The following is a 25,214-nucleotide window of genomic DNA, read 5'->3' as shown; positions in this document are numbered from 1 at the left end:
GGGACCTGTCGGGGGGTCCCGCTCCTACTTGTTTTCCTGTGGTTCGGCCAGGTGGCGCAATACCGGCATGGCCGATCGCAGCAGGTCTCTGTCTTCCGGCGAAAGTTCGGACATTCTTTCACTCAATAGTTCGGCCTCGCCGTGAGCCATCGACAGGACAGTCTCGCGACCGACCTCGGTGAGCACGACAATCGTGGCTCTGCCGTCGGCCGCGTCGGGCTCTCTGCGTACTAGACCGGTGGACTCGAGGCTGGTCACGACGGTTGTCGCGGTCGGCTGCGAACACAGCGCGCGCACCGCGATCTCGCCGATCCGCATCGGGCCGTGGGCGCTCAGTTCTGACAGCACCAATAACTGGGTGGGTTGCAAACGACGGGCCGGAGCGGCCTGTCGAAGACTTCGCACCAGCCGGTGCACGGCCACCACGAGTTGAAGTGCCTCGTGGTTGGTGACGGTGGTGGGCATCGTTTCTCCGCGCGCATGTGATTGTCCTGATTAGGACACGAACCCTGGCACTTTCTCTCATTCACGCTCCGCGCGCTATCCGCCAACTGCCGATAACCCATTCGGCCGTTGTGGTGACCGGACCTGTCACGGCGCGCGTCCGGCACACTTAAATGTGCTGGTAAACGGCGTAAAAAGTGCAGCGAGGCTCACTCGAACGGGCGTCGTGCTGAAGGATGATTCAGCAGGTCAGATCTCACGACAAAGATGTGGGAAGGAGCACTCGTCTGGCCGGGTGGCGCAGCGCGTACCCCCGAACAGTCCATGCGGGGCCAGGAGCAGACTGGTCCGGTGAGTGCGAAACCCAGGCGTGGTGAGCTCCGCATCTTCCTCGGAGCTGCTCCCGGTGTCGGCAAGACGTTCGCGATGCTCGGCGAGGCTCATCGCAGGCGGGAACGCGGCACGGACGTGGTCATCGGATTTGTGGAGACCCACGGCCGCGCCAAGACCGCTGAACTGGTCGAAGGCCTGGAAATCGTCCAGCGCGGGTACAGCACGCACCGTGGTGTCGAACTAACCGAGATGGACGTGGACGCCGTGCTGGCCCGCGCGCCCGAGGTCGCCGTCGTCGACGAACTCGCGCACACGAACGTGCCGGGTTCTCGTAATGCAAAAAGGTGGCAAGACGTCGAGGAACTCCTCGAAGCCGGGATAGACGTCCTGTCGACGGTGAACGTTCAACATCTTGAATCACTCAACGACGTCGTTCAACGCATAACGGGCGTGCCGCAGCAGGAAACGGTACCTGACGAAGTCGTAAGGAAAGCCGACCAGATGCAGCTCGTCGACCTCACCCCCGAGGCGCTGCGACGTCGGCTCGCCCACGGTGACGTGTACGCGGCGAACAAGATCGACGCGGCTCTCGGCAACTACTTCCGCGTCGGCAACCTCACCGCGCTCCGGGAGCTCGCGCTGCTGTGGGTCGCGGACCAGGTCGACGTCGCGTTGATGCGCTACCGGACCGAGCAGCAGATCACCGACACGTGGGAGACGCGCGAACGTGTCGTCGTCGCCATCACCGGTGGCAAGGAGAGCGAGACCCTGATCCGACGCGCGCGCCGGATCGCCACGCGCGCGGGTGGCGACCTTCTGGTCGTGCACGTTCTCAGGGGCGATGGCCTCGCCGGGGCCGATCCGCACTCACTGCAGAAGTACCGCAAGCTCACCGAGGACGTCGGCGCCACGTTCCACACCGTCGTGGGTGATGACGTGCCTACGGCGTTGTTGGAGTTCTCGCGCGGGGTCAACGCCACTCAACTCGTGGTCGGCACATCACGCCGTTCGCGGTTCGCGCGCGTGTTCTCCGCCGGTATCGGCTCCACGGTCGTGCAGGAGTCCGGGGCGATCGACGTCCACATGGTCACGCACCCGGCCACGACGAGCGGCTGGCGCGGGCGGTTCGCGAGCAGCCCGCTCAAGCCGAGCAGGCTCGCGTGGGGCTGGTTCCTCGCGGTCGCCGGTCCCGCGCTGGTCACGGCGGCCGGCGCGTCGATGCGCCACACCCTGATCCTCTCGACGAACGTCGTCGCCTACCTGCTGGTCACGCTGGTGGTGGCGATAGTGGGCGGCCTCGGCCCGGCGATCACGGCGGCGCTGCTCAACGCGTTGCTGCTGAACTTCTTCTTCACCGAGCCCTTCTACACGTTCACGATCGACGCGCAGCAGAACGTGCTCACCTTCTTCGCGATGATCATCGTGGGTGTCAGCACCGCTTTGGTGGTGGACTACGCCGCCCGTCGTGCCGCGCAAGCAGCGCGCGCTCGCACCGAGGCAACGCTCCTCGCGTCGTACGCGCGCACCGTGCTGACGAACCCCTTCCCACTCGCACGGCTGCTGGAAAAGGTGAAGGAGAACTTCGGTCTGCAGTCCGTCGCGCTGCTGGAACGCGTCGACGGCGAGTGGGCGCGAGTGGCGTGCGTCGGCGCGGGTCCGTGCGACGAGCCTGATGAGGCGGACGTCGACATCGCGGTCACCCCGGACGTGCACCTGGCGTTGCGCGGTCGGTCGCTGCCCGCGTCCGATCGGCGCGTGCTGGAGGCGGCGGCCGGCCAGGCGTTGCTGGCGCTGAGGCAACAACGTCTCGCCGAGCAGGCTCTGGAGACCCAGCGGCAGGCGTCCAGGACCGAGCTGCGGACCGCGTTGCTGAGCGCTGTCGGCCACGACCTCCGCACGCCGCTGACCTCGATCAAGGCGTCCGTGGGGTCGTTGCGCGACCCGGAGCTGACGCTGTCCGGCGAGGACACGGCTGAGCTGCTGGAAGCCGTCGAGGAGTCCGCGGACCGCCTGACGGGCCTGGTCGACAACCTGCTCGACTCGTCGCGCCTCGCCACCGGCGCCGTCGAACCGCAGTTCCGCGCCGTCGGTTACTACGAGGCGGTGGCACGGGCGTTGAGCGGCCTGAGCGGGGACATCGAGGTCGACGTCCCCGAGTCCCTGCCGCCCGTGCGCGCCGACGTCGGTCTGCTCGAACGAGTGATCGCGAACGTCGTCGGCAACGCACTGCGTTACGCCGGTGCCGTGGCGTTGCGGGCGTCCGCGCACGGCTCCGAGGTCGAGTTGCGGGTCGTCGACCACGGCCGCGGGCTGCCCAGGGACACGGCGGACCAGGTGTTCGCGCCGTTCCAGCGCCTCGGCGACCGCACGCCGGGTGGTGTTGGTCTCGGTCTGAGCGTGGCGAAGGGGTTCACCGAGGCCATGGACGGCACGATCAACATGGAGGACACGCCCGGTGGTGGCCTGACCGTGGTGATCTCACTGCCGGTTGAGGAGAGGATCTCGTGACGAAAGTACTGGTGGTCGACGACGAGCCGCAGATCGTGCGCGCGCTGCGGATCAACCTCTCGGCCCGCGGCTACGAGGTGCTCACCGCCCACGACGGTGTTTCCGCCCTCCGGCTGGCCGCCGACGGCAAGCCCGACGTCGTGGTCCTCGACCTGGGTCTGCCGGACATGGACGGCACGGACGTGATCGCGGGCCTGCGCGGCTGGACCACGTTGCCGATCATCGTGCTGTCCGCCCGCACCGACTCCACCGACAAGGTCGACGCCCTCGACGCCGGCGCCGACGACTACGTGACAAAACCGTTCGGCATGGACGAGCTGCTGGCCCGCCTGCGCGCCGCCGTCCGCCGCTCGGCCGTCACCGGGCCCGAGGACGAGCCGATCGTGCAGACCGCCTCGTTCACCGTGGACCTGGCGGCCAAGCGGGTGCTGAAGGACGGCGCCGAAGTGCACCTCACACCCACCGAGTGGGGCCTGCTGGAGGTGCTGGCGCGCAACGCCGGGAAGCTCGTCGCGCAGAAGCAGCTGCTGCGGGACGTCTGGGGGCCCGCGTACGAGAAGGAGACGCACTACCTGCGGGTCTACCTGGCGCAGCTGCGGCGGAAGCTGGAGCCGGAACCGGCCAGGCCGCGGCACCTGCTGACCGAGCCCGGGATGGGGTATCGGTTCGAGGTCTAGGGCTGTCGGCCGACGGCGGGGTGGCCTCGGGCTATCCGATTCCTGGGCCTGGGCCTGGGCCTGGTGCGGGTGCGGGTGCCGGTGGCGTGGTGGGGCGGCCCCGGACTGCTCGGTTCCCTGGTCTGGGGCTTGTGCGGCGGTGGGGTGGGGCGACCTTGGACTGTCCGATTCCGTGGCCTGGGCCTGGGCCTGGGCCTGGGCCTGGGGCTGGGGCTGGGGCTGGTGTCGGTGGCCGGGTGGGGCGGCCTTGGACTGTCCGATTCTGTGGCCTAGGGCTGTTGCCGGTGGCGGGGCGAGGCGAGTTCAGGCTGTCCGGTTCCGTGGCCTGGGGCTGGTGCCGGCCGCGGGGCGGGGCGGCCTCGGACTGCCGGGTTCCGTGGCCTGGGGCTGGTGCCGGTGGCGGTGTGAGGCGACCTCGGGCTGCCCGATTCCCTGGCCTGAGGCTTCTGCGACGGCAGGGTGGGCGGCCTTGGGCGTTGTCGATTCCCGGGCCTAAGGCTTCTGCGGCGGCGCGGTCGAGCTCGACGACGAAGAAGACGACGGCGGCGTGGTCGTCGACGAGGACGAAGAAGAAGAGGACGCGGGCGGCTCGCTCCACGACGTGGGCGGGTTGCTCTGCGTCTGCGTCGGGTCGGCCGGGTTCGTCGTCACCTGAGGCTGCTGCGGGGCGTCCGGCTTGGGCTGCTCGTTGGGGCGCGCGGCCTGCCTGCGGTCCGGCGTGGCCGACGACTTGCTTGCGCTCGACGGCACCGTCACGACGACCGTGCTGGTGCTGCCGTCCGGCGCGACCGTGGTGATGGTCTGCACGATGTCGGCGGACGTGCGCTCCGGCGTGGCCTCTTTGCCGGATGCGGCGAGCATCGACGCGACCGTCGCGAACAGGGTCGCTACCACCACACCGCCCGCAGCCAGCATGACGGCCGTTCCCACGCGCTTCTTCTGCGGCGGCGCGGGATCGGTTGGTGACTGCGGATGATCTTCCTCGAACACACCCATCTCCTCGTGGGAAACCCGGTCGGATGGACTTGCGTTCGAGTTATCGGCGGAAACGCACCAAAGCCACAGCGACGCCACACCTTCGTGTAGCTCTGCGTCACTGAGCGGTGACGGGCGTAACCCTACGGCTTCGGGCTCGTTGGGTCGGGGTTCGTCGTCGTGGTGGTCGTCGTGGTCGTGGTGGTTGTCGTCGTCGTAGTCGTGGTGGTCGACGAAGACGTGACGACCGGCGGCGGGTCATCGGTCGTGACGGTCGTGGTCGTGCCGTCAGGACGCGTGATGGTGGTGACCCGCGGGTTCTTCTTCGTGGTCGTGGTGGTCGACGTAGTCGTCTCCGAGGGGGAGGACGAGGTCAGCTCGACCGAAGAAGTCGGTGAGGACGTCGGCACGATGCTCAGCGCGTCCTTCACGGCTTCCTTCTTCTGCTGCTGCGCGGGCGCAGGGGACTCCGAGGCGGTGTCCGAGCCGGCCGCGAACGAGGCGACGGCGGCGAAGACCGTGGCCAGCACGACGCCTGACACGGCCAGGATGATCTGCGGTGCACCGCGAAAGCGCGAGCGCGAGTCCGGTTCCGGGCTCTCGTACACGTAGTTTCCCCTGCTCAACCGTCAGTAGCCGAAGTTCTGGGTCCAGTAGTTGCCGCGGGTGTCGAGGCCGACGCCCATAGCCGTGAAGTCGCAGTTCAGGATGTTTTCGCGGTGGCCCTGGGACTTCATCCAGCCGTCCATCACCGCCGCCGGCGTCGCGTAGCCCATGGCGATGTTCTCGCCGCCGGGCTTCGGGTAGCCCGCGTTCTTCATGCGGGTGGCGAACGTCGTCTTCTCGGGCTCCGACGTGTGGCTGAAGTAGCCCTTGTTGGCCATGTCCGCGCTGTGACCCTGCGCGGCGGTCGTGATGCGGTCGTCGATGACGAGGGCCTTGCAGCCCTTCGCGGCGCGCTGGTCGTTCACGAGCTCCAGGACGGCCTGCTCGGGGGTCTTGTTCCCCGGAACCTGCGGCGGCTGCACGGGCGGCTTCGGCGCTTCGGGAGGCGTCGTCGTGGTGGTGGGAGCCGCTGACGAAGAAGAAGAGGAGGGTGTCGCCGTCGTCGACGAGGTGGTGGGAGCGGAGGACGACGACTCGGCGGGCTTGCCCGTACCGGTGTTCTCGGGAGAGTTCTGTCTGTTGGGTGCTGCCGCGTTGCCTGTACCGAACTGGTTCGCTGCGTCGGTGCTCTCCTGCTGCGCGGCTGTGGTGAAGCTGATGCCGAGAGGAGAGGTGCCGGTGACGGCGAGACCGCCGACGCCGGTTGCACCGATCAGCAGGCCGAGTAAGAGGCTGCGGGCACTCACGGGTCGGCACCGTACCACTAATGGGTGATAAGCCAGGAGTGCGTCTTCGGTCACCTTGGGTGACTACGCAACCATTCGGTGGTGGACGTGCGACTAAACGCGTGGGTGCGGGGACGGGTTCAGGGCGTTGGTTTTCGCTGGTGGACGCGAGCCAGGGCGCTAGAACTGGGCCTGGTGGGCAGTGCTTCGAACAGGCCCGACGGCCGGGTGGAGGTGGTTGCCGAGGGTCCGCGCGAGAAGTGTGAACAACTGCTCAATGCTCTCCGTTCGGGTGAAACTCCTGGCCACGTCGAATCTGTCGGTGAGCAGTGGACCGACGCGAGGGGCGACCTGACCGGGTTCATCGAGCGCTGAACCTTTCCGAACGAGGTGGCGTAGTAAGGGAGCGTGGACTCCGCCGAAGACGTCCTCATCCAGCTCTACGACCGCTGGAGAGGCCCGCTGCTGCACTACGTGCTGAAGCTGGTCGATGGCGACTTTCAGCAGGCAGAGGACGTTGTGCAGGAGACCTTGCTCCGCGCGTGGCGGCACTACGACGAGCTCAAACCGGACGACGCGGCACCGTGGCTCTACACGGTCGCGAAGAACCTGGTGATCTCCGGCTACCGCCGCCGCAACGCACGGGCGACCGAGGTGCCGCTCGAACCGGTGGATCTCCCGCCGGTCAGCGACCAGGTCGAGCACGTGCTGCAGACGTGGCAGATCGCGTCGGCGCTGAGGGCGCTCACGCCAGAGCACCGGACGGTCGTCATCGAGCTGTACTACCGCCGCCGCACCGTCGCGGAGGCCGCCAAGACGCTCGGCATCCCGCCGGGCACGGTCAAGTCGCGCTGCTTCTACGCACTGCGGGCGTTGCGCGACGCATTGGAGGAAAGAGGGGTGACCGAGGCGTGAGCTGTCAGCACACCGTCGACGTCGGCGCCTACCTCTTCGGGTCGCTCGACCTCAAGGAGCGGTCCGCGTTCGAACGCCACCTGTCCGGTTGCGACGCCTGCCAGGCCGAGATGCTGCGGCTGGCCCCGCTGCCGGGCCTGCTCGGGCGCCTGAGCCTGGACGACGTCGAGAACCTCGACGAGATTCCCGAGTGTCCGCCGCAGCCCAACCGCCAGCGGCGCGTGTTGATCGCGTGCGCGGCGGTGCTGGCCGTGCTCGCGCTGGCCGGTGGGATCTTCTTCCTGAGGCCCTCACCCGCACCGACGTGGGCCGCGCAGGATCAGGGAACCGGGGTCGACGCCAGCGTGTCCATGCTCACCAAGTCCTGGGGCACCGAGATGCGGTTCAAGCTCGGCAACGTGAAGCCGGGCGCGCGCTGCAAGGTGATGGTGTTCAGCAGGGAGGGACAGCGCGAGATCGGCGGCTGGTGGGGTTCCGATCATGCCGCTGACGAGGAGATTCCGGGCTCGACGTCATTTTCCCTTGATCGGATAGATCGCCTGGAAGTGTCGGACGAAAGCGGAATTCTGGTTACTCTCCGTCCATAGAAACGCAGGTCACGGCCTGCCTCACGCATCACTCGCAAGCGTTTGGGTACTCTGCCCGGCGTGCATCTCAAGAGCCTGACGCTGAAGGGCTTCAAGTCCTTCGCCTCGGCTACCACGCTGCGCTTCGAGCCCGGCATCACCTGTGTGGTCGGCCCCAACGGGTCCGGCAAGTCCAACGTGCTCGACGCACTGCGCTGGGTGATGGGCACGCAGGGTGCCAAGGACCTGCGCGGCGGCAAGATGGAGGACGTCATCTTCGCCGGCACGTCCGGCCGCGCGCCGCTCGGTCGCGCCGAGGTGACGCTCACGATCGACAACTCCGACGGCATGCTCCCGATCGAGTACACCGAGGTGTCGATCACCCGCCGCATGTTCCGCGAGGGCGCCACCGAGTACGAGATCAACGGCAACTCGTGCCGCCTGATGGACATCCAGGAACTGCTCTCGGACTCCGGCATCGGCCGCGAGATGCACGTGATCGTCGGTCAGGGTCAGCTCGCCGCGATCCTCGAGTCCAAACCGGAGGAACGCCGCGCCTTCATCGAAGAGGCCGCCGGCGTCCTGAAGCACCGCAAGCGCAAGGAAAAGGCGCTGCGCAAGCTCGAGGCGATGCAGGCCAACCTGACGCGCCTCACCGACCTCACCACCGAACTGCGCCGCCAGCTCAAGCCGTTGGGCAAGCAGGCCGAGATCGCCCGCCGCGCCCAGGTCGTGCAGTCCGAGCTGCGAGACTCCAAGTTGCGCCTGCTCGCCGACGACCTCGTCACGCAGCGAGAGGCCATCGCGCAGGAGGAGCACGACGAGGCGAAGGCCCGCGAGCGCCGCGCCGAGGTCGAGAAGTCGTTGCAGGCAGCGCAGTACCAGCAGAACGAGCTGGAAGAGCGCGTCGCCGCCGACTCGCCGAAGCTGCAGGCCGCGCAGGACACCTGGTACCGGCTGTCCGCTTTGGAGGAACGCCTCCGCGGCACCGTCCGCCTCGCCGCCGAACGCGCGCGGCACCTGTCCGCCGAGCTGGACGCGCCGTCCCGTGGCCGCGACCCGGACGACCTCGACCGCGAGGCCGAGGAGACCGCCGAGATGGAGCTGGAGCTCCAGGAGGGCGTGACCGAGGCGCGCATCGCGCTGGCCGAGGCCGTGGAGACGCGCGCCGAGCTGGAGCGCATGGTGTCCCAGGCGGAGAAGGCGCACATCGCCGCGGTTCGCGCGATCGCCGACCGCCGCGAAGGCCTGGCCCGGTTGTCCGGTCAGGTGGAAGCGTTGCGCAGCAAGACGAACGCGACCGCCGAGGAGATCGAACGCCTCTCCGTCACGGTCGCGGAGGCGTCCGAACGCGTCGAGTTCGCGTCGACCGAACTGGCCGAGGCGCAGGCGGTCACCGGCTACGAGGACGAGGGCGACAACGACCTCGACGAACGTCACCGGCACGCCGTGCAGTCCAACGACGCGGCACGGCAGCGCGTCGAGGAGCTGGTGAAGGCCGAACGCACCGCCGAACGCGACATCGCGTCGTGGCGTGCCCGCGTCGACGCGCTGTCGTTGGGCTTGACCCGCAAGGACGGTGCGGGCGCGCTGCTCGCGTCGGACGTGCCGGGGTTGCTGGGTTCCGTGGCCGCGCTGCTGACCGTCGAGCCCGGTTTCGAAGTCGCGTTGGCCGCTGCACTTGGCCCGATCGCCGACGCGGTAGCGGTTTCGTCGGGTGACGGCGCGCTGCAGGCGCTGAAGCTGTTGAAGGAGAAGGACGCCGGACGCGCCGGTGTCCTGATCGGCTCTTACGGCTCCACTGTGGACACCTCGCAGTGGGGTCAGCTGCCTTATGGCGCGCGGTGGGCCATCGACGTCGTGCACGCTCCCGAAGCGTTGCGCCCGGCACTGGCTCGTGCGCTGGATCGCCTTGCTGTGGTTGAGGATCTGGACACCGCGGCCCGGTTCAGCGGAAAAGCCGTGACCCGTGACGGCGACCTCTTCGGCACGGACTGGGCCATCGGCGGCTCGGGCGCGCAGGGGCAGAGCGTCATCGAGGTGCAGGCCGCCGTCGACGAGGCGCAGGAGGCGTTGGCGACCGCGGAACGCGCGCTGGAGCACGCTTCGGCCGCGTTGGAAGGTGCCAAGGCCGAGCAGCAGTCCCGCCGCAAGGTGCTGGACGCGGTCAAGGAGGCAATGCAGGAGGCCAAGGTCCGCAAGGCCCGCTCCGGCGAACGCCTGAACCGGATGGTCGCCGCGGTGCGCTCCGCCGAGGCCGAGGTCAGCCGCATCACCGAGCAGCGCAACAAGGTCGAGCAGTCCCGCGAGGACGCCCTGATGAAGCTGGGTGAGCTCGAAGAGCGCCTGCTGATGGCCGAGGAAGAGCAGACCCTCGACGACGAGCCGGACACCGAGCAGCGCGACCAGCTGGCCGCGGAGCTCGCCCAGGCGCGTCAGGGCGAAATGGACGCACGCCTGGTGCAGCGCACGGCTGAAGAGCGCGCACGGGCGGTGCAGGGCAAGGCGGACGGCCTTCGTCGTGCGGCGCGCGCCGAGCGCGAGGCCCGTGAACGCCACGCCCGCGCGACGCAGCACCGTGCGCGTGGCGCCCTGGTCGCGAAGGCCGTCGTGCGCGGCGGCGAACAGGCGTTGGAGCGCATCGAGATTTCGTTGCACCGGGCCGCCCGTGAGCGCGACCAGGCCCAGGAACGCCGTCAGCAGCACGAACTTCTGCTGACCCAGGTGCGCAACCTGGTGCGCGAGATGTCCGGCGAGCTCGAGAAGCTCGTCGACGCCGTGCACCGCGACGAGGTGCTGCGCGCCGAGCAGCGCCTGCGCATCGAGCAGTTGGAAACGAAGATCGCCGAGGACTTCGGCATCGGCCTGGAAGACCTCGTCAACGAGTACGGCCCCGAGGTCATGGTGCCCGCGTCCGCCGCGGAGATGGCCGAGTACCAGGCGGCCAAGGAGCGCGGCGAGACGGTCTCCGAGCCGCAGCCGATGCCCTACGACCGCGACACCCAGGCGCGCCGCGCCAAGCGTGCCGAGCGCGACCTGTCGTTGCTGGGCAAGGTCAACCCGTTGGCGCTGGAGGAGTTCGCGGCGCTGGAGGAGCGCTACAAGTTCCTCTCCACGCAGCTCGAGGACATCAAGGACACCCGCCGCGACCTGCTGACCGTCGTGAAGGAGGTCGACGACAAGATCCTGGAGGTCTTCACGTCGGCCTACGAGGACGTGGCGCGCGAGTTCGAGATCGTCTTCAAGGTGCTGTTCCCCGGTGGCGACGGCCGGCTGGTGCTGACCGAACCCGAGGACATGCTGACCACCGGCATCGAGCTGGAGGCCCGCCCGCCCGGCAAGAAGGTCAAGCGCCTGTCGCTGCTGTCCGGTGGCGAGAAGTCGCTGGCCGCGGTCGCGATGCTGGTCGCGATCTTCCGCGCCCGCCCCTCACCGTTCTACGTGATGGACGAGGTCGAGGCGGCGCTGGACGACACGAACCTGCACCGGCTGATCGGCCTGTTCCAGCAGCTGCGGGACCGTTCGCAGCTGCTGATCATCACGCACCAGAAGCCGACCATGGAGATCGCGGACGCGCTGTACGGCGTCTCGATGCGCGGTGACGGCATCTCGCAGGTGATCTCGCAGCGGCTGCGGACTCGTGGTGACGAGCCGGCCAAGCCCGCGGAAGAGGTGCCCGCGGAGGCGGCGGAAGCGCCGGAACCGGCTGAAGCCGAGGCCTAGAGGGCGGTCGGAGCGGTGCCTGGGGGGCTAAGACCAACCCCGACCGCGGCCTCTGCTTCGGGCTGCGCCGTGCCCGGTGACCTTCCTCTTGGGAGAGGGAGGTCCCCCGTACCACCGCGCAGACGCAGCCCGGCGCCCGATGGGGTGAAGTCCCCCAGTTCAACCTCACCACATCGGGTGCGCACGGACTACTTTGCCCGACCGACCTTGTGAAAACCTTGTATCCCCAGGTCAGGCCTCAGTTGTGGGCCAACTTCGCCTGCACCGCGGCAGCGGCTTCCGCGCGTTCGGTGGCCTGGTAGAGCTCCTGGGCCTGGTTCCAACTCTCTCGCGCGCGGTCCGGTCGACCGGCCGCATGCCAGGTGTCGCCCAGGCGGTCCAGCGAGGTCGCTCTGTTGTAGCTGTTGTCCTGGGCTTGGAAGATCTCGATGGCGCGCTCGTACATCGTCACGGCTTCCTCGTGCCGGCCGGCTGAGGCCAACGTGAAGCCCAGGCTGTGCAGGGTGTGCGCCTTGCCGTTGTCAACGGTGTCCGCGGACTGGAGCGCCAGTGCGGCGCGACCCTGCTCTTCCGCCAGTTCGAGCTCACCGCACTGCGCGGCGTAAAAGGCGGCCGTGGAGAGAACGTCCGCTTCGAACATCTTGTTGTTCAGTGTGCGCACCAGGTTCAGTGCGAGCAGGAGCTGGGCGAGTGCTTCGCGCGGGTTGCCGCGTTCCGACTCGAGGTGCCCGAGGATGCGGTAGCCGGCCGTCTCCCGCCACACGTCGCCGGTCTCCTTCGCACAGCGGACCGCGACGACGAGGTGGCGCTCGGCTTCGTCGTAAGCGCCGGCAGTCGCCAGCGACTGACCGTGCAGCAGGTGAGAGGGGAGGATCGCCGCGGGGTCGCCGAGCCGTTCCGCCGCCTCGGCAGCCGCGCGCGTGACCCGCAGGACGTTGTCGAAGATGCTTTGCGTCCTGAAGTAGTAGGTGTAAAGGGCCCAGCTCAGCCGCCAGATCGTGGCGTCGTCGGCGATCTTCAGCAGGGCTTCCGCGGTGTGGTGCTCCGCGTCGAACCACCGCATCGCGGCGTCGCGGTCGGGAAACGTCAGCGGTTCGGCTGTCGCAGGCTCCAGGTCGATGTCCATGCGCCCGGGATAGAGCACGCGGTCTCCCGCGTGGGCGGTGTGCAGCACGAAGTCCAGCAGCCTGCGCAACGCCTCGCCGAGATCCGGTGGTGCGGCGTGCTCCTGGCCGTACAGGCGCACGAGGTCGTGCATCCGCCAGCGGTCGGGGGCGTGCTCCTCGATGAGCGAAACTCGTTCCAGGGCACGAAAAGCACTGCGAGTCTCCACAGTGGACGTCCCGAGGAGCGCGGCGGCACAGGTGGTGCCGAGGTCCTCGCCCGGTACCGCGGCGAGCAGTCCGAACGCGCGGGCGTGCGCCGGTTCCAGCGTCCGGTGCGACGACGCGAGCACCGCGGTCAGCGATGCCGCGGGAGAGCCGAGATCGAGCGCGTCGAGCCGGGTGGAGGTGTCGCGCAGTTCCTCTGCGAGCGACGACAACGGGAACTGCGGCCGTGCCTGTGCCTGTCCGGCGGCCACCGCGAGCGCGAGCGGCAGGCCCCCGCACGCCGTGACGATGGCGGTGACCGCGTCCGGTTCGGCGGCCACCCGTGCCGCGCCGATGCGGTCGGCCAGCAGGCGACGGGCGTCCGGCGGGGCGAGCTCGGCCAGCGGAACGATGCGGACGCCGTTCGTGGTGATGAGGCTGTGCAGGGGGTTCCTGCTGGTGATCACGACCGCGCACGACGGGGTGCCCGGCAGCAACGGGGCGACCTGGTCGGCACTGATCGCGTTGTCCAGCACGAGCAGGAGGCGGCGGCCGGCGATGGTGCTGCGGAACAACGCGGCCCGCGCGTCGACGCCGTCGGGGATCTTGGGGACGCCGAGCCCGCTCAGCAGCCGGTGCAGTGCGTCGGCGGGGGACACGGGTTCACCTGATGGCGTGAACCCCATCAGGTCGACGTGCAGCTGTCCGTCCGGGAAGAAGCGCGCGTCGCGGTGCGCCCAGTGCAGTGCGAGCGCGGTCTTGCCGATGCCGCCGGGCCCGCTGATCACCACCTGGCGGGGACCGTCGTTGGTGAGCACCGCGGTCAGCTCGGCGAGCTCCTCGCCGCGGGCGCTGAACGACCACGGCGCGGCGGGCAGCTCGCGCGGCCGTTCGAGGTGGGCGAGCAGCCGTTGGTGCAGCTGCCTGGTCTCCGGATCCGGGTCGACACCGAGCTCGTCGGCGAGGCGGCGCCGCAACGTCGCGTACACCCGCAGGGCGTCGCCTTGCCTGCCGTCGGCCTCGAGAGCGCGCATGAGCTGCCTGATCACGCGTTCGTCGTGCGGGTGCTCCTCGGCCAGTTCCCGCGCGGACGCCTCCACTGGTGCGTGTTCGCCTCTGCGGAGTCGTGTCTCGTTCAGGTCGAGCAGGACCGCGAGGTGCTCTGCGGCCAGCGCGGTCCGTTCGTGCTCCAGCCCCGGCACTCCGGCGAACGGCTCGCCCCGCCACAGCGCCAGAGCCTCCTCCGGCCGGCCATCGGCGACGAGCGCGCGGAACTGATGCAGGTCGACGGACTCGCGCGCGACCTCCAGCACGTACCCGTTCGAGCGCCGGGTGATCGGCACGTCGCGGGGCAGGAGCGGCCGCAGCCGGTACACGTAGGTGTGGAGGGCCTCGTTGGGCTTCCGCGGTAGTCGTTCGCCCCAGATGGCGTCAATCAGCGCGTCTGTGCGCACGACGCGGTTGGCGTTCAACAGCAGCAGCGACAACGCAACGAGCGCACGTCCGCTCCTCGCGGTTAACGGAGAGCCATCGACCGAGACCTCGCCTAGTACCTGGAAGCGCGTCACGTCTCTATGGGCGCTTGGCATCCAGTTCGGTTGCCTCTTCGGGGGTCGGCGCGGTGCCACCGAGGTGCCGCGGAGCCCACCACGCGCCGGGCTCGGTGGGGTAGTCGGCCTGCGCCTGGTCGAGCAGGTCCTGCATCCGCTTGCGCAGCAACGCGTCGCCGGAGTCGCCGGGCAACGCCTCGAACGGCTCGCCGATGAGGATCGTGATCGGCACGTGCCGCTGCGTCAGGTCCTTGGGCCGGCCCTTGGTCCACAGGCGCTGGGTCCCCCACAGCGCGACCGGGATGAGCGGCACGCCGGCCTCGTGCGCCAGGCGGTTCGCGCCGGACTTGATGTCCTTGACCGTGAACGAGCGGCTGATCGTGGCCTCGGGGAAGATCCCGACGACCTCGCCGGTGCGGAGCGCGGACAGAGCCTGCTGGAAGGAGGCCTGGCCCGCGCTCCGGTCGACGGGGATGTGGTGCATGCCGCGCATGAGCGGCCCTGCGATCTTGTTCGCGAAGATCTCGTGCTTCGCCATGAACCGCGTGAGGCGCCCCGAGGGACGTGCGCCGTAGCCCGCGAAGATGAAGTCGAGGTAGCTGACGTGGTTCGACGCCAGCACCGCTCCACCGGTGCGCGGGACGTGGTGCGCCCCTTCGACGGTGAGCCGCATGTCCAGCACCTTGAACATGAGCTTGGCAGCGGCGATCACCGGGGGATATACGCGATCCGACATGCTTCCGAACGGTAGCCGGAAAAGCTACTGACCGGTAGCGGCGCCTTCCTTGTCTCGGATGACCCTCGGCACACCCGCCAGATCCTCGTCGTTGCACAGCAGCTTGAGGTCGTAGTACGGGTTGCCCTTGGTGTCGTCGTAGTCGAGATGAACTGCGATGACGTCCACGGGTTCGCCCAGCCAGTCCTGAGTCTGCCGCAGCCAGGCGGCGGCACGTTCGAGGGCAGTGGGCAGATCATCGTCTCGGAATTCGACCGGCCGGTACGGAACACCCTGGACCTGGTCCCGGTTGTTCGTCGGCAAGGGCAGGTCGACGGCCACCCCGGATTCGTTGAGATCGAGTTGGATCGTTTCCTCACTCACCGTAGAAGAGTCCCCCACCCTCACCAGCCCTGCAAGCCCGAATCTGGGTGGCGTCCCACGCGCCGTCCGCCACCGTGAGGCGGCATACCAGCGTCAGAGAGCTTCCCGGTGTGAGCGTTGTCTCCTCGTGGAAGAACGGCGCCGGGCACACGGCGGGGAATTCTTGTGTGCGCACGAACCACCAGGTCGGTTGCGGTGTCTCGAAGACGAGCGTGGCCTGTTCCGTCACGTAGGCGAGCCAGGCGCTTTCTTCACCCATCTGCGCGCCTAGGACGGTTCCTTGGACCATCTCCATAGGACCGCGCCACAGGATTCCGCCGTATCCGACGCCGTCACGGCCGTTGGTGGCGGGGCTGCCGAAGACGAGTGGTTGCGCGCTCACGTTGGTGAGCCTGGAGCGCCAGGTGATCGCGTAGTGGTTGTCGTGCGCCGTTTTGTCGACTCGGCGCTCTTCGGTGATCACGTGCTCGCCGGGCTGCGTGAGCCAGCTCAGCCGCTCGCTGAAACCGTTGCCGGTCTTCAGGAACTCGTCGGACTGCTGGGTGCCGTTGTTCGGCAGCTGCACGTAACCTTCGCCGCGCACGAACGTCGGCCCGCCCCAGAAGTTCGCTTCGCCGACGTGCGCGACGGCGAGGCTCAGCCCGGTGTGCCACGGGTGATCTTCCGGCCCGACGTCGGTGATGCTGCGGCCTTGGAGCGTCTCCAACTCCAGATACGGCCGGTCGACTTCGGTGCGCACGTACCTCATGTCAGCTTCTTCTTGAGGAACTCGATCTCGCGCTTCAGCTTGGTGATGCGGTCGTGCGTGGGCATGAGCGTCCGCGACAGCGCTGCCAGCTCCTGCTCCCGCTGGCTGATCGCTCCTTCGACGTCCCCGGTCTCATAGTGCACGGCGGCGAGCAGTCGCCTGGTTTCCAAGGTGTCCTCGTGCTCGGGGCCGAACACGCGAACCTGGTCGCGCAGCAGCGGTTCGGCAACGCGGACGACCTTGGTGAACTGCGATGTGGCGCCGAGCAACCTGGCCAGGTTCAGGCGGATCCCCAAAGTCTGGGGATCGTCCACACCCACCACTTCCGCGCAGTCCTCGGCCAGCGTTCTGAACTCGGCGATCGCTCGCTTGAGGTCACCTGCCTGGGCTCTCGCCGCCGCCAGGGCGTACCGCGTCCGGAGCGTGTCCGGGTGCCGGTCGCCGAGCACCTTGCGCTGGTCCTCGGCGAGCAGGCCGAACTCGCGGACCGCACCGGCCACGTCGCCCGCCTCGATCAGGTTCGTGGCCAGGCTGAACCGGGTGTTCAGGGTGAAGGGGGTGTGGTCACCGATCGCACCTTGCTGGTCGTGCACCAGCTCCTCCAGTTCTCGAACGGCGTTGAGACGATCACCTGACTTCCCGCGCAGGCAGGCCAGGTCTTGGCGAGTGGAAAGTGTGATCGGGTGCAGCGGCCCCAACACCTCCAGGCAGTCGTGCAGCACGAGCACGAGCTCTTCGAGCGCTGCGTCGACCTCGCCGGCCTCAGCGCGCTGGTGAGCGTGGTTGTTCCGGGTCATGAGGGTGTTCGGGTGCACCGGGCCGAGGATGCGGTGCAGGTCCTCCAACAGCTCCTCGAACTCCTCTGTCGCTGTCTTCTTGTCGCCCGCTTGGCTGCGTGACCACGCGAGGTTGTTGCGCACAGTCAACGTCGCGGGGTGCTCGGGGCCGAGAACCCGCATCTGGTCGGCGAGCAGTGCTTCGAAATCAGCTACCGCTCCGGTCTCGTCGCCCGCGGACACCTTGCTGGACGCCAGGTTGTGCCTGTTGCCCAAGGTATCTGGATGATCTTCGCCCAGAACGGCGACCAGGAGGGGCTTCAGTTGCTCGTAGGTGTGGATCGCTGCGGCGAAGTCACCCGCTTCCGAGCTGCAGCGAGCCAGGTTTCCGCGAGTGGTCAGGGTTTCGTGAGCGTCCGGCCCCAGCACCCTGGTCTGATCCACGAGCAGGTCCTCGAGGTCTTTCACGGCACCACCGAGGTCGCCTGATGTGAATCGCCAGATGGCTCGGTGGTGCCTCGACGACAGGGTGGAGAGGCTGTCCGTTCCGTGCACGCGGAGACAATCTCTCACCAGCCGGTCGAACTCGTCGAGGGCTCCGGCCGCGTCTCCGGCCTCCCCGCGCCAGGTCGCCATGTTGCTGCGGGCGGCGAGTACGTCGGGGGCGTCACCGCCGAAGTGAGGCACCGCGGCGTCGAGCAGGCGCCTGTAGTGCTGGTACGCCGCTGCGACCAGCCCGGCTTCACCGAGACTTTCCCCATAGGTGAACAAGAGAGCGTGGCAGTCGGGTTCCACGAGTTGGGGCAGTGCCACTGTGATGAGTGCGGATGCATTGGCGCGCAAGGAAGACGACAACGGAGTGTGGCTCGGGCGAGTCGGGCACATACCTTGGATCGCGTCCGCCACCGCGCGGCTGGTCGCGTGCAGATCTTCTGCGCCCATGCCCTCACGGGTCGCTCGTTGCACGAGGGCGTGCACGGTGACCGAGTCCGCGCTCGCTTCGACGAGGCTGAGCCGGTGCAGGCAGCGAAGCGCGTCGCCGGCGGCTTCGGGGTCGACGACGTGGTCCGAGATCTCGGTGAGCCTCGCGGTGATCGGCGGGCTGGTGAGGACGGCCACGGGGATGCCGTTGGGGTCGAGCAGCGAGGCGATCCGCAGCAGTGGTGTGGCGAGGCCGGCCGGTTCGAGCGAGTTCGCCAGTTCGATCGACAACGACCACGTGACGTCGATCGTGGCCTGGTGGTCGTCGGGCAGGGCGGACGCTTCCGGCACCAGCGCGCGGAGCTTTCTGCGCTGGTCGAGGAAACGGGAGACGTACGCGGCGCACGTCAGGCCGCGGTCGGTGAGGTAGGCCACCGCCTGGGCGAGCGCCAGCGGAAGGTGGCCGAGGACTTCGGCGAGTTCGGCGGCGCCCTCGCTCAGGTCCGCGTGACCGGCCAGCTTGGCGCCGAGGTAGGTACCTGACTGGATCGCGGTGAACACGTCGACGTCGACCAGCGAGGAGTCGGTGCGGGCGAGCCAGGACTCCTTGTGACGAGTGGTCACGAGGGTCTGGCCTGTTTCCGTCGCAGGTGGCCACAGTCCGGCCACCGCGGCAGCGTCGGAGAGGTCGTCCAGGACGATCAGCCAGCGGCGCTGCGCGGTTTCCAGCCAGGTGACGAACTGGGAGGCCGCGGCCGTGGTGTCGGTGTCCGAGGTCGCGATCTGGACGAGGGCGGCGGCTTGGGCGTAGGCGGCCACGATCGCTTCGCGGCTCGTGGCGGTGATCCACACGACGAGGGAGGTGTCGGGGTCGTGTTGGGCGGTGCGCGCGTGGGCGGCGGCCGTTTGGGTTTTGCCCACGCCTCCCATGCCTCGGAACACCGTGAGACCGGACGAAACGGGCGCCGGGCGATCTTGGTAGCAGTCGGCCTGGCGGGGCACGACGCCTACGTGCACGGGCCAGGAAACGCCTGGTGACGTGCTGTTTTGCACGGTGGGGTGGAGGTTGCCGAGCCGGGTGGCCGCGCTGTGGATCTCGGCGGAGATCAGCGGGCGTCGCGTCTCGGACATCCTCGCCATTTTACCCGTCCGAAAACTCCCTCGCGTCCGGACGGCGGGGGAGCAACCATTCCTTGTATGTACGACATCCGTTTCGCCGAACCTGGCGACCTCGGCGCCACGATGGCGCTCCTGGTCCGGCTCCAGGCCGACTCAGCGCACCACATCGGCTACCTCGGTGAGACAGTCGAAGAGCTCCGCGCGGAGCTCGCCGAGTTCGAGCCCAGCTGGGCCGACTGCACGGTGGTCGCGGTCGACGCCGACGACAACATCACCGGCATGCTCAGCGTGGAGGTCGATCCCGAGCTGGGCCGCGCGTGGCTGCACGGGCCGTTCGTCGACGTGCCGGTCAACCACCCCGCGGGCAGCCGCATCTGGGACCAGACCGCCGACGCGATGTTCCGGCGGGCAGCCGAGCTCCTCACCGGCGTCACCGACCTCGAGCTGTACGGGCACACCGCCCACCGACGATTGGCGGCGTTCGCCGAAAGGCACGGGTTCAGTGCCGGCAAGGCGAGCGCCATCCACGTGCTGGACAACGGGGAGCTGCGCACGTTGCTGCTCAGGGACGCGAAGTGCCCGAGCGAACGTGAGATGCGCGTTCTGCCGACCGACAAGCACGTGCACGAAGCAGTGGCCGTGCTGCACGAGCGATGTTTCCCGCGGACCTATCTGTCCGGCAAACAGCTTGTCGAATCCAAACCGGAGACCCGCACCGTCGTCGTCGCGATGGACGGCGAACGCGTCATCGGGTACGCGGCGGGCAAAGCCCAACCCGAGGAGTACTACATCGACTTCGTGGCCGTCGAACCCGATGTTCGCGGCCAAGGCGTCGGCGCGGCCCTCATCACCGAGCTGTTGTGGAAGCTCGCGGCCGAGCACGGGGCTCGACCGCAAGCGGCCGCGTCGATCTACTCGGGCAACGAGTCGTCGCAGAACATGTTCGCCCGCCTAGGCTTTCGACTCCACATCGAGCTTGTCGCCTACCGGCACACCGCCTGAATGCCGCAATGACAGCAATCCACCGACCACCAAGGTGACCGCCACCCCCAGGGGCGTGTTCCACCAACCGGTCAACGACTTCAGGTCGGCTGTCGCCTTGCCGAAGTTGACCTGAGGCGTGCTCCCGGCGAACTTGACGCCCAGGATCACGAAACCGACGACCAGCACCGTCGTCACGAACGCGATGATCGCGTCCGCCTGCGTGACGCGCTTGAAGATGAGGCCCAGGAGGAAGGCCCCGAGCAGCGCGCCGTAGGTGTAGCCGGCGATGCCGAGCGCCTGCACCACGATCGGATCCGCCGTGGTCTTGTTCGAGGAGGCGAACAGACCCGCGCAGACGATCAGCAGACCCGCCCACACCAGGGTCCAGATCCGGCCGTGGCGCAGGCGTTCCTCGTCGGTCATCGGGGTCTTGCGGACGCGTTCGTAGACGTCGGTGACCGTCGAAGAGGCCAAGGCGCCCAACGACGACGACAGCGCGGCGGCGAGGATGCCGGCGATCACGAAGCCGGACAGGCCCGACGGCAGTTCGCGCACGATGAAGTTGCCGAAGAGCTCGTCCTTGTTGCCGAGCCCCAATCCCTTCACCGGGTCGACGCCGTTGTAGAACGCCCACAGCATCACGCCGATGAACAGGAAGAACGCGAACTGCAGGAACACCACGACACCGGAGGCGATCAACGCCTTCTGCGCGGCCTTCACATCACGCGTGGCCATGAGCCGTTGCACGATCAGCTGGTCCGCGCCGTGTGAGGCCATGGAGAGCAGCGCACCACCGAAAAACGCTGCCACGAAAGGATAAGCGCCCGTCAGCGGCGACGAGGTGAAGTCGAAGATCTGGAACTTGTCGACGTCGGCGGCCTTGGAGAGCCAGCCGTCGGGGAGCTTCCCGGCGAGCCACCAGATCACGACGACGCCGCCGAGCACGTACCAGAGCATCTGGATGGCGTCGACCCACACGACCGCGCGCACACCGCCGAAGAAGCTGTAGAACACCATCGCGATGCCGAGCGCCACGATGATCAGCCAGTACGAGGCGTTGATGCCGTACTGGGCGAGCACCAGCTTGATCGGGATCGCCGTCGCGAAGAGCCGGATGCCGTCCGCGAGCAGACGCGTGAAGAGGAATGTCACGGACGCCGTGGCGCGCATGCCGTTGCCGTACCGCTTGCCCAGGAACGCGTATGCCGTGACGAGATCACCGGCGACGTACTTCGGCAGCAGCACGAAGCTGACGATGATCCGGCCGACGATGTACCCGAGCGCGAGCGTCAGGTACGTCATGCCGCCCTGCGCGGGCGTCGCCATGTACGCGATCACCGGCACGCTCAGCACGGTCAGCGTCGACGTCTCCGCGGACACCACCGACAGGCAGACGACCCACCACGAGATGCGGCTCTCGCTGACGAAGTAGTCGGTGGACGACTTCTGCCTGCCGCCGATCCACGTGCCGAGCAACGGCATGCCGACGAGGAACACGGCGATGATCGCGAGATCTAGTCCAGCCACTTCGGCTCCCCCACTTTCAGCTTGGACACGGGACCCGTGACAGGTTCCGGCAGCCTCAACGGCCCGTTGCCGGGGGTGATGCTGCCGAGCAGCCGCGGCCCGGACGCGCCGGTCGCGGACGGCGTGTTGCCCGAGATCCCGTGCCACGTCAGGAACCCGAGCAGTGCGGCGAGGTAGGCCTCCTTGCCGTCGCGCGGCAGGCCCAGCGAGTCGCTGATCTTCAACGGGATCGGGTCGAGCGCCTTCGTCAACGCCTCGACGAGCACGGGGTTGCGCATGCCGCCACCGGACGCGACCACAGAGCTCGCGTCGTGCGCGCGGCAGGCGTCGGCGATGGTGCGGGCGGTCAGCTCGGCGAGGGTGCGCAGCATGTCCTCGGCCGGCACCGTCGGAAACCCTTGCAGGTACTCGGCGTTGAACAGCTCCTTGCCCGTCGACTTGGGCCAGGGCTTCGAGTAGTACGGGTCGGCGAGCAGCTTCTTCAGAATGTCCTCGCGAACCACGCCCCTGCGCGCGAACTCGCCGTTGGTGTCCTGGCGGCGCTGGCCGTTGGAGATGACCTCCATGACGGCGTCCATCAGCGCGTTGCCCGGCCCTGTGTCGTACGCGATCGGTGGTGCGTCGGGTCTGACCACGGTGATGTTGGCGATGCCGCCGATGTTCAACGCGATCGAGGTGGTGTCACCCGCCAGCCACAACGCGTCCAGGGTCGAAGCCAGGGGTGCGCCCTGGCCGCCTGCCGCGACGTCGCGGACGCGCAGGTCGGCGATCACGGGGACGCCGGTGCGTTCGGCGATCCACGCGGGCTGGCCGAGCTGGAGCGTGCCGAGGCAGTCGCCGTCCTGGACCTCGTGGTGGACGGTCTGCCCGAGCGAGGAGATCAGATCCGCCGGCAGGTACCCGGCGGCGACTTCGCCGAAAGCCTGCCCCAGCGACGTGTCGAAAGCGCACACTTCGGCGAGGTCTTTCGGTTTCTCCAGCAGATCCTTGGGGAAGGGGTGCTCGGCGCATTGCACCGGCACGAGCTCGACGACGTCGCCGTGGATCGACAGGTCGGCGACGGCGACGTCGATGCCGTCCATCGACGTGCCGGAAATCAGTCCGATCACCCTCACGACGTGTGGTCTATTCCACACTCCGGGCGGGCGCAAGTGCTTTGGTGAAATCTTCGCCTAAATGAGCAATAGATGGTTGATGGGTCACATGACGGCCTGTGAAACCATGAGTCCCGTGTCGACGTCTTCCCTTGTCCTGATCCTCGTCGTCGTGGCGGTCGTGCTGATCGCCGCGCTGGTGACCGGTGTGGTGCTGACGCGTCGTCGTCGCATCAGCCTGACCCAGAAGGAGGAGGCGCCGAAGCCCGGCGGGTACGAGGCCTCGTCCGGGATCTCGCTGGCTCCTGCCAAGCCGGAACCGGTCGAGCATCCCGTCGCGGACCGGCCCGAGGTCGACGGCCAGCCAGGTGTCGGTGACGACGCCTCGGAGCCGCGCGACTCGGTGAAGCGCGGGTTCGTGGAGGTCGACCTCCCCGAGGAGTCCTCCGAGGTCGAGGAGATCGAGCCGACCGCGGGCCGCCTGGAGCGGTTGCGCGGCAAGCTCTCGAAGTCGCGCAACGCCTTCGGTTCGTCGCTGCTGGGCCTGCTGGGCGCCGGCGACCTCGACGAGGACTCGTGGCAGGACGTCGAGGACACGCTGCTGATCGCGGACCTGGGCGCGGCCACCACCACCGAGATCGTCGACACGCTCCGCGCGAAGATCGCCGGTTCCGCGGTGCGGACCGAGACCGAGGCGCAGGCGCTGCTGCGGTCCGTGCTGGTCGACGCGCTGCACCCGTCGATGGACCGGTCGCTGAAGGCGCTGCCGCACTCCGGCAAGCCCGCCGTGCTGCTGGTGGTCGGCGTCAACGGCGTCGGCAAGACGACCACCACGGGCAAGCTCGCCCGCGTGCTCGTGGCTGACGGCCGCACCGTGCTGCTGGGGGCCGCGGACACGTTCCGCGCCGCCGCTGCCGACCAGTTGGAGACCTGGGGCAAGCGGGTCGGCGCGGAGACCGTGCGCGGGCCTGAGGGTGGCGACCCGGCTTCTGTGGCGTTCGACGCGGTGAAGCGCGGCATGGACGCGGGCGTGGACACGGTGCTGATCGACACGGCCGGCCGTCTGCACACCAAGGTCGGGCTCATGGACGAGCTCGGCAAGGTCAAGCGCGTGGTCGAGAAGCAGGCCGTGGTCGACGAGGTGCTGCTCGTGCTGGACGCCACCACGGGCCAGAACGGCCTCACACAGGCACGGGTGTTCGCCGAGCAGGTCGACATCACCGGCATCGTGCTGACCAAGCTGGACGGCACGGCCAAGGGCGGCATCGTGTTCCAGGTGCAGCGCGAGCTGGGCGTGCCGGTGAAGCTCGTCGGTCTCGGCGAGGGCGCCGACCACCTGGCTCCGTTCGAGCCAGGGGCCTTTGTGGACGCTCTGCTTGGCTAGAGCACGCGGACGAAGACGTCCTTGTGCCCGTTGGTGTCTCCGGGCACGAGGTTGGTCGCGTACGAGCTGAACCCGACGGACGAGCCGTCACCGCTGATCGACGGTTCCATGCTGTCGCCGTCGCCGCTCACGACCGTGGTCTTGTTGGTGGCGAGATCGCGCACGACGATGGTGAAGGCCGCCATGAAGGCCACTCGGCTGCCGTCCGCGCTGATCGACGGCGTGCGGCCCTCGGCGTCCACGAGCTTGGTCGTGCCGGCCGCGAGATCGCGCACGAACACGCCCTTGCGCCCTTCGTAGGCGACGTGCTGCCCGTCCGCGCTCAACGCGAGCTTGTCGGCCGGACCTTCCACCCTCGTCGTGGTGTTCAGTTTGCGGATGAACACGTCGTAGGCGTTGTTCGTGTCGCCGGCGACGAGGTTCGACGCCTTGGTGATGAAGGCGACCGAAGCGCCGTCAGCCGAGATCGCCAGATCCCGCACCCCGTAACCGTCGTCGACGAGCGGGCCACCTTGCACAGGCACGCTGGCACGGGTGAGCGTGCCCGTGGCCAGGTCCTTCACGACCACGTTCGAGACCGGGCCGTTGTCGTCGATCAGCTCCGAGCGGTAGGTCACGTAGGCGACGAACCTGCCGTTGGCGCTGATCACGCCGTCGGTGCTGGAGCCGCTGTCCTGCGCGCCGGTCGCCGAGACGCTCGCTCTTGTCGTCGTGCCCGCCACCGTGTCGCGCACGAAGACGTCCGGTCTCTCGTTCGTGTCGCCTGGGACGAGATCGTCGGCGTACGAGGTGAAGGCCACGTACCGTCCGTCGGCGCTGATCGACGGCTGACCGCTGTAGCCGGACCCGCCGATCCGCGTGGTCACACCCGCCGTGAGATCCCGCAGGAACACATCGCTCGTGCCGTTCGTGTCGCCAGGCACGAGGTTCACCGCGTTCGACGTGAAGACCGCGAACCGTCCGTCGGCGTTGACGGAGATCTCGTCCGAGTGCATCCGGTGGACGCCCGGCTCCTCCAGCTGGGCGGGGGTCGGCTCGGCCTGACCGCCCAATGTGGACACACTGACCCGCACGGTCCGCGGGGTGTCCGCAGTGGACACACCGGTGACGCTCAAAGCCATGGCTCCGGTCAACGCCAGCGAAAGCAGTTTCATCGTCGTCCTATTCTTTCGTGCCAAGGGAAAGCACGTCGATGATCGCCGGTGACCTTTCGCTCACCTGTGGGTGAGG

General features: G+C 68.3%; 20 protein-coding genes. 9 read left to right on the top strand and 11 right to left on the bottom strand.

Features of this window, described 5'->3' with window-relative positions:
* Positions 1 to 24: 24 nt before the first annotated feature.
* Positions 25 to 465, bottom strand: coding sequence for a MarR family transcriptional regulator (locus AB0M24_RS30550; RefSeq protein WP_355444408.1), 441 nt, complete (start codon positions 463 to 465; stop codon positions 25 to 27).
* Positions 466 to 768: 303 nt separating this feature from the next.
* On the opposite strand from AB0M24_RS30550, the gene AB0M24_RS30545 reads away from it, so the two are divergent.
* Both AB0M24_RS30545 and AB0M24_RS30540 read left to right on the top strand, forming a co-directional pair.
* Entirely contained in the window at positions 769 to 3,285 is a 2,517-nt protein-coding gene (locus tag AB0M24_RS30545) for a DUF4118 domain-containing protein (protein WP_363775515.1), read from the top strand.
* A complete protein-coding gene (locus AB0M24_RS30540; RefSeq protein WP_363775512.1) occupies positions 3,282 to 3,962 on the top strand; it encodes a response regulator in 681 nt (226 codons plus the stop codon). Before AB0M24_RS30545 ends, AB0M24_RS30540 begins: the two co-directional genes overlap by 4 nt.
* Positions 3,963 to 4,454: 492 nt before the next feature.
* On the opposite strand, the gene AB0M24_RS30535 is transcribed toward AB0M24_RS30540, so the two are convergent.
* The gene (locus AB0M24_RS30535; protein ID WP_363775509.1) at positions 4,455 to 4,952 is read right to left on the bottom strand and encodes a hypothetical protein; all 498 of its coding nucleotides are present in this window, start codon (positions 4,950 to 4,952) and stop codon (positions 4,455 to 4,457) included.
* Positions 4,953 to 5,117: 165 nt separating this feature from the next.
* On the opposite strand from AB0M24_RS30535, the gene AB0M24_RS30530 reads away from it, so the two are divergent.
* Entirely contained in the window at positions 5,118 to 5,549 is a 432-nt protein-coding gene (locus AB0M24_RS30530; RefSeq protein WP_363775506.1) for a hypothetical protein, read from the top strand.
* Positions 5,550 to 5,566: 17 nt separating this feature from the next.
* Here AB0M24_RS30530 and AB0M24_RS30525 read toward each other — a convergent pair whose 3' ends face one another.
* Positions 5,567 to 6,289 (bottom strand): CAP domain-containing protein, encoded by a 723-nt coding sequence (locus AB0M24_RS30525; protein WP_363775503.1) that lies wholly within the window; start codon positions 6,287 to 6,289, stop codon positions 5,567 to 5,569.
* Between the two features lie 78 nt (positions 6,290 to 6,367).
* Here AB0M24_RS30525 and AB0M24_RS30520 point away from each other — a divergent pair, with 78 nt between their 5' ends.
* From AB0M24_RS30520 to smc, 4 genes are read left to right on the top strand one after another with little or no spacing between them, the layout of a single operon-like run.
* Complete coding sequence (locus tag AB0M24_RS30520; RefSeq protein WP_363775500.1) at positions 6,368 to 6,643, top strand: acylphosphatase; 276 nt, start codon at positions 6,368 to 6,370, stop codon at positions 6,641 to 6,643.
* A 33-nt stretch (positions 6,644 to 6,676) separates the two neighbouring features.
* Entirely contained in the window at positions 6,677 to 7,183 is a 507-nt protein-coding gene (locus AB0M24_RS30515; protein ID WP_355564263.1) for a sigma-70 family RNA polymerase sigma factor, read from the top strand.
* Positions 7,180 to 7,770 (top strand): zf-HC2 domain-containing protein, encoded by a 591-nt coding sequence (locus tag AB0M24_RS30510; RefSeq protein ID WP_363775496.1) that lies wholly within the window; start codon positions 7,180 to 7,182, stop codon positions 7,768 to 7,770. The genes AB0M24_RS30515 and AB0M24_RS30510 overlap by 4 nt, the downstream gene beginning before the upstream one ends.
* A 60-nt stretch (positions 7,771 to 7,830) precedes the next feature.
* On the top strand, positions 7,831 to 11,472 hold the full coding sequence (gene smc, locus AB0M24_RS30505; protein WP_363775493.1) for a chromosome segregation protein SMC: 3,642 nt from the start codon (positions 7,831 to 7,833) through the stop codon (positions 11,470 to 11,472).
* 238 nt (positions 11,473 to 11,710) lie between these two features.
* On the opposite strand, the gene AB0M24_RS30500 is transcribed toward smc, so the two are convergent.
* The 5 genes from AB0M24_RS30500 to AB0M24_RS30480 all read right to left on the bottom strand — a co-directional run bounded on the left by AB0M24_RS30500 (position 11,711) and on the right by AB0M24_RS30480 (position 19,007).
* Positions 11,711 to 14,269, bottom strand: a complete 2,559-nt coding sequence (locus tag AB0M24_RS30500; RefSeq protein WP_363775490.1) for a BTAD domain-containing putative transcriptional regulator — start codon at positions 14,267 to 14,269, stop codon at positions 11,711 to 11,713.
* A gap of 85 nt (positions 14,270 to 14,354) precedes the next feature.
* The gene (locus AB0M24_RS30495) at positions 14,355 to 15,068 is read right to left on the bottom strand and encodes a lysophospholipid acyltransferase family protein (RefSeq protein WP_363775487.1); all 714 of its coding nucleotides are present in this window, start codon (positions 15,066 to 15,068) and stop codon (positions 14,355 to 14,357) included.
* 24 nt (positions 15,069 to 15,092) lie between these two features.
* On the bottom strand, positions 15,093 to 15,431 hold the full coding sequence (locus AB0M24_RS30490; protein WP_363775484.1) for a hypothetical protein: 339 nt from the start codon (positions 15,429 to 15,431) through the stop codon (positions 15,093 to 15,095).
* Positions 15,424 to 16,179: a PmoA family protein gene (locus AB0M24_RS30485; RefSeq protein WP_363775481.1), complete on the bottom strand. Its 756-nt coding sequence runs from the start codon at positions 16,177 to 16,179 to the stop codon at positions 15,424 to 15,426. Before AB0M24_RS30485 ends, AB0M24_RS30490 begins: the two co-directional genes overlap by 8 nt.
* Positions 16,176 to 19,007, bottom strand: coding sequence for a tetratricopeptide repeat protein (locus tag AB0M24_RS30480; protein WP_363775478.1), 2,832 nt, complete (start codon positions 19,005 to 19,007; stop codon positions 16,176 to 16,178). The genes AB0M24_RS30485 and AB0M24_RS30480 overlap by 4 nt, the downstream gene beginning before the upstream one ends.
* A gap of 66 nt (positions 19,008 to 19,073) precedes the next feature.
* Between AB0M24_RS30480 and AB0M24_RS30475 the strand changes: the two genes are divergently transcribed.
* Positions 19,074 to 19,997 carry a GNAT family N-acetyltransferase gene (locus tag AB0M24_RS30475; RefSeq protein ID WP_363775475.1) on the top strand — a complete coding sequence of 308 codons (924 nt, stop codon included), beginning with the start codon at positions 19,074 to 19,076 and terminating at the stop codon, positions 19,995 to 19,997.
* Here the strand turns inward: AB0M24_RS30475 and AB0M24_RS30470 are convergent.
* Both AB0M24_RS30470 and AB0M24_RS30465 read right to left on the bottom strand, forming a co-directional pair.
* Positions 19,947 to 21,506 carry a sodium:solute symporter gene (locus AB0M24_RS30470; protein WP_363775472.1) on the bottom strand — a complete coding sequence of 520 codons (1,560 nt, stop codon included), beginning with the start codon at positions 21,504 to 21,506 and terminating at the stop codon, positions 19,947 to 19,949. The genes AB0M24_RS30475 and AB0M24_RS30470 overlap by 51 nt on opposite strands.
* Positions 21,494 to 22,615, bottom strand: coding sequence for an anhydro-N-acetylmuramic acid kinase (locus tag AB0M24_RS30465; protein WP_363775565.1), 1,122 nt, complete (start codon positions 22,613 to 22,615; stop codon positions 21,494 to 21,496). Before AB0M24_RS30465 ends, AB0M24_RS30470 begins: the two co-directional genes overlap by 13 nt.
* Before the next feature lie 121 nt (positions 22,616 to 22,736).
* On the opposite strand from AB0M24_RS30465, the gene ftsY reads away from it, so the two are divergent.
* Positions 22,737 to 23,984 (top strand): signal recognition particle-docking protein FtsY, encoded by a 1,248-nt coding sequence (ftsY, locus tag AB0M24_RS30460; protein ID WP_363775469.1) that lies wholly within the window; start codon positions 22,737 to 22,739, stop codon positions 23,982 to 23,984.
* Here ftsY and AB0M24_RS30455 read toward each other — a convergent pair.
* Positions 23,981 to 25,138, bottom strand: a complete 1,158-nt coding sequence (locus AB0M24_RS30455) for a hypothetical protein (RefSeq protein ID WP_363775466.1) — start codon at positions 25,136 to 25,138, stop codon at positions 23,981 to 23,983. The two genes, ftsY and AB0M24_RS30455, sit on opposite strands and share 4 nt — an antisense overlap.
* Positions 25,139 to 25,214 lie beyond the last annotated feature (76 nt).

The sequence above is a fragment of the Lentzea sp. NPDC051838 genome (genome assembly GCF_040681245.1).
GTDB lineage: Bacteria > Actinomycetota > Actinomycetes > Mycobacteriales > Pseudonocardiaceae > Lentzea.
Note: the sequence above shows the minus strand (reverse complement) of the source record. Positions and strands in the feature narration are given on the sequence as shown.

Excerpts from the sequence above, each read along its gene's own strand:
- AB0M24_RS30550 (WP_355444408.1), bottom strand. The coding sequence starts at position 465 with ATGCCCACCACCGTCACCAACCACGAGGCACTTCAACTCGTGGTGGCC.
- AB0M24_RS30545 (WP_363775515.1), top strand. The coding sequence starts at position 769 with ATGCGGGGCCAGGAGCAGACTGGTCCGGTGAGTGCGAAACCCAGGCGT.
- AB0M24_RS30495 (WP_363775487.1), bottom strand. The coding sequence starts at position 15,068 with ATGTCGGATCGCGTATATCCCCCGGTGATCGCCGCTGCCAAGCTCATG.
- AB0M24_RS30485 (WP_363775481.1), bottom strand. The coding sequence starts at position 16,179 with ATGAGGTACGTGCGCACCGAAGTCGACCGGCCGTATCTGGAGTTGGAG.
- AB0M24_RS30480 (WP_363775478.1), bottom strand. The coding sequence starts at position 19,007 with ATGTCCGAGACGCGACGCCCGCTGATCTCCGCCGAGATCCACAGCGCG.
- AB0M24_RS30475 (WP_363775475.1), top strand. The coding sequence starts at position 19,074 with ATGTACGACATCCGTTTCGCCGAACCTGGCGACCTCGGCGCCACGATG.
- AB0M24_RS30455 (WP_363775466.1), bottom strand. The coding sequence starts at position 25,138 with ATGAAACTGCTTTCGCTGGCGTTGACCGGAGCCATGGCTTTGAGCGTC.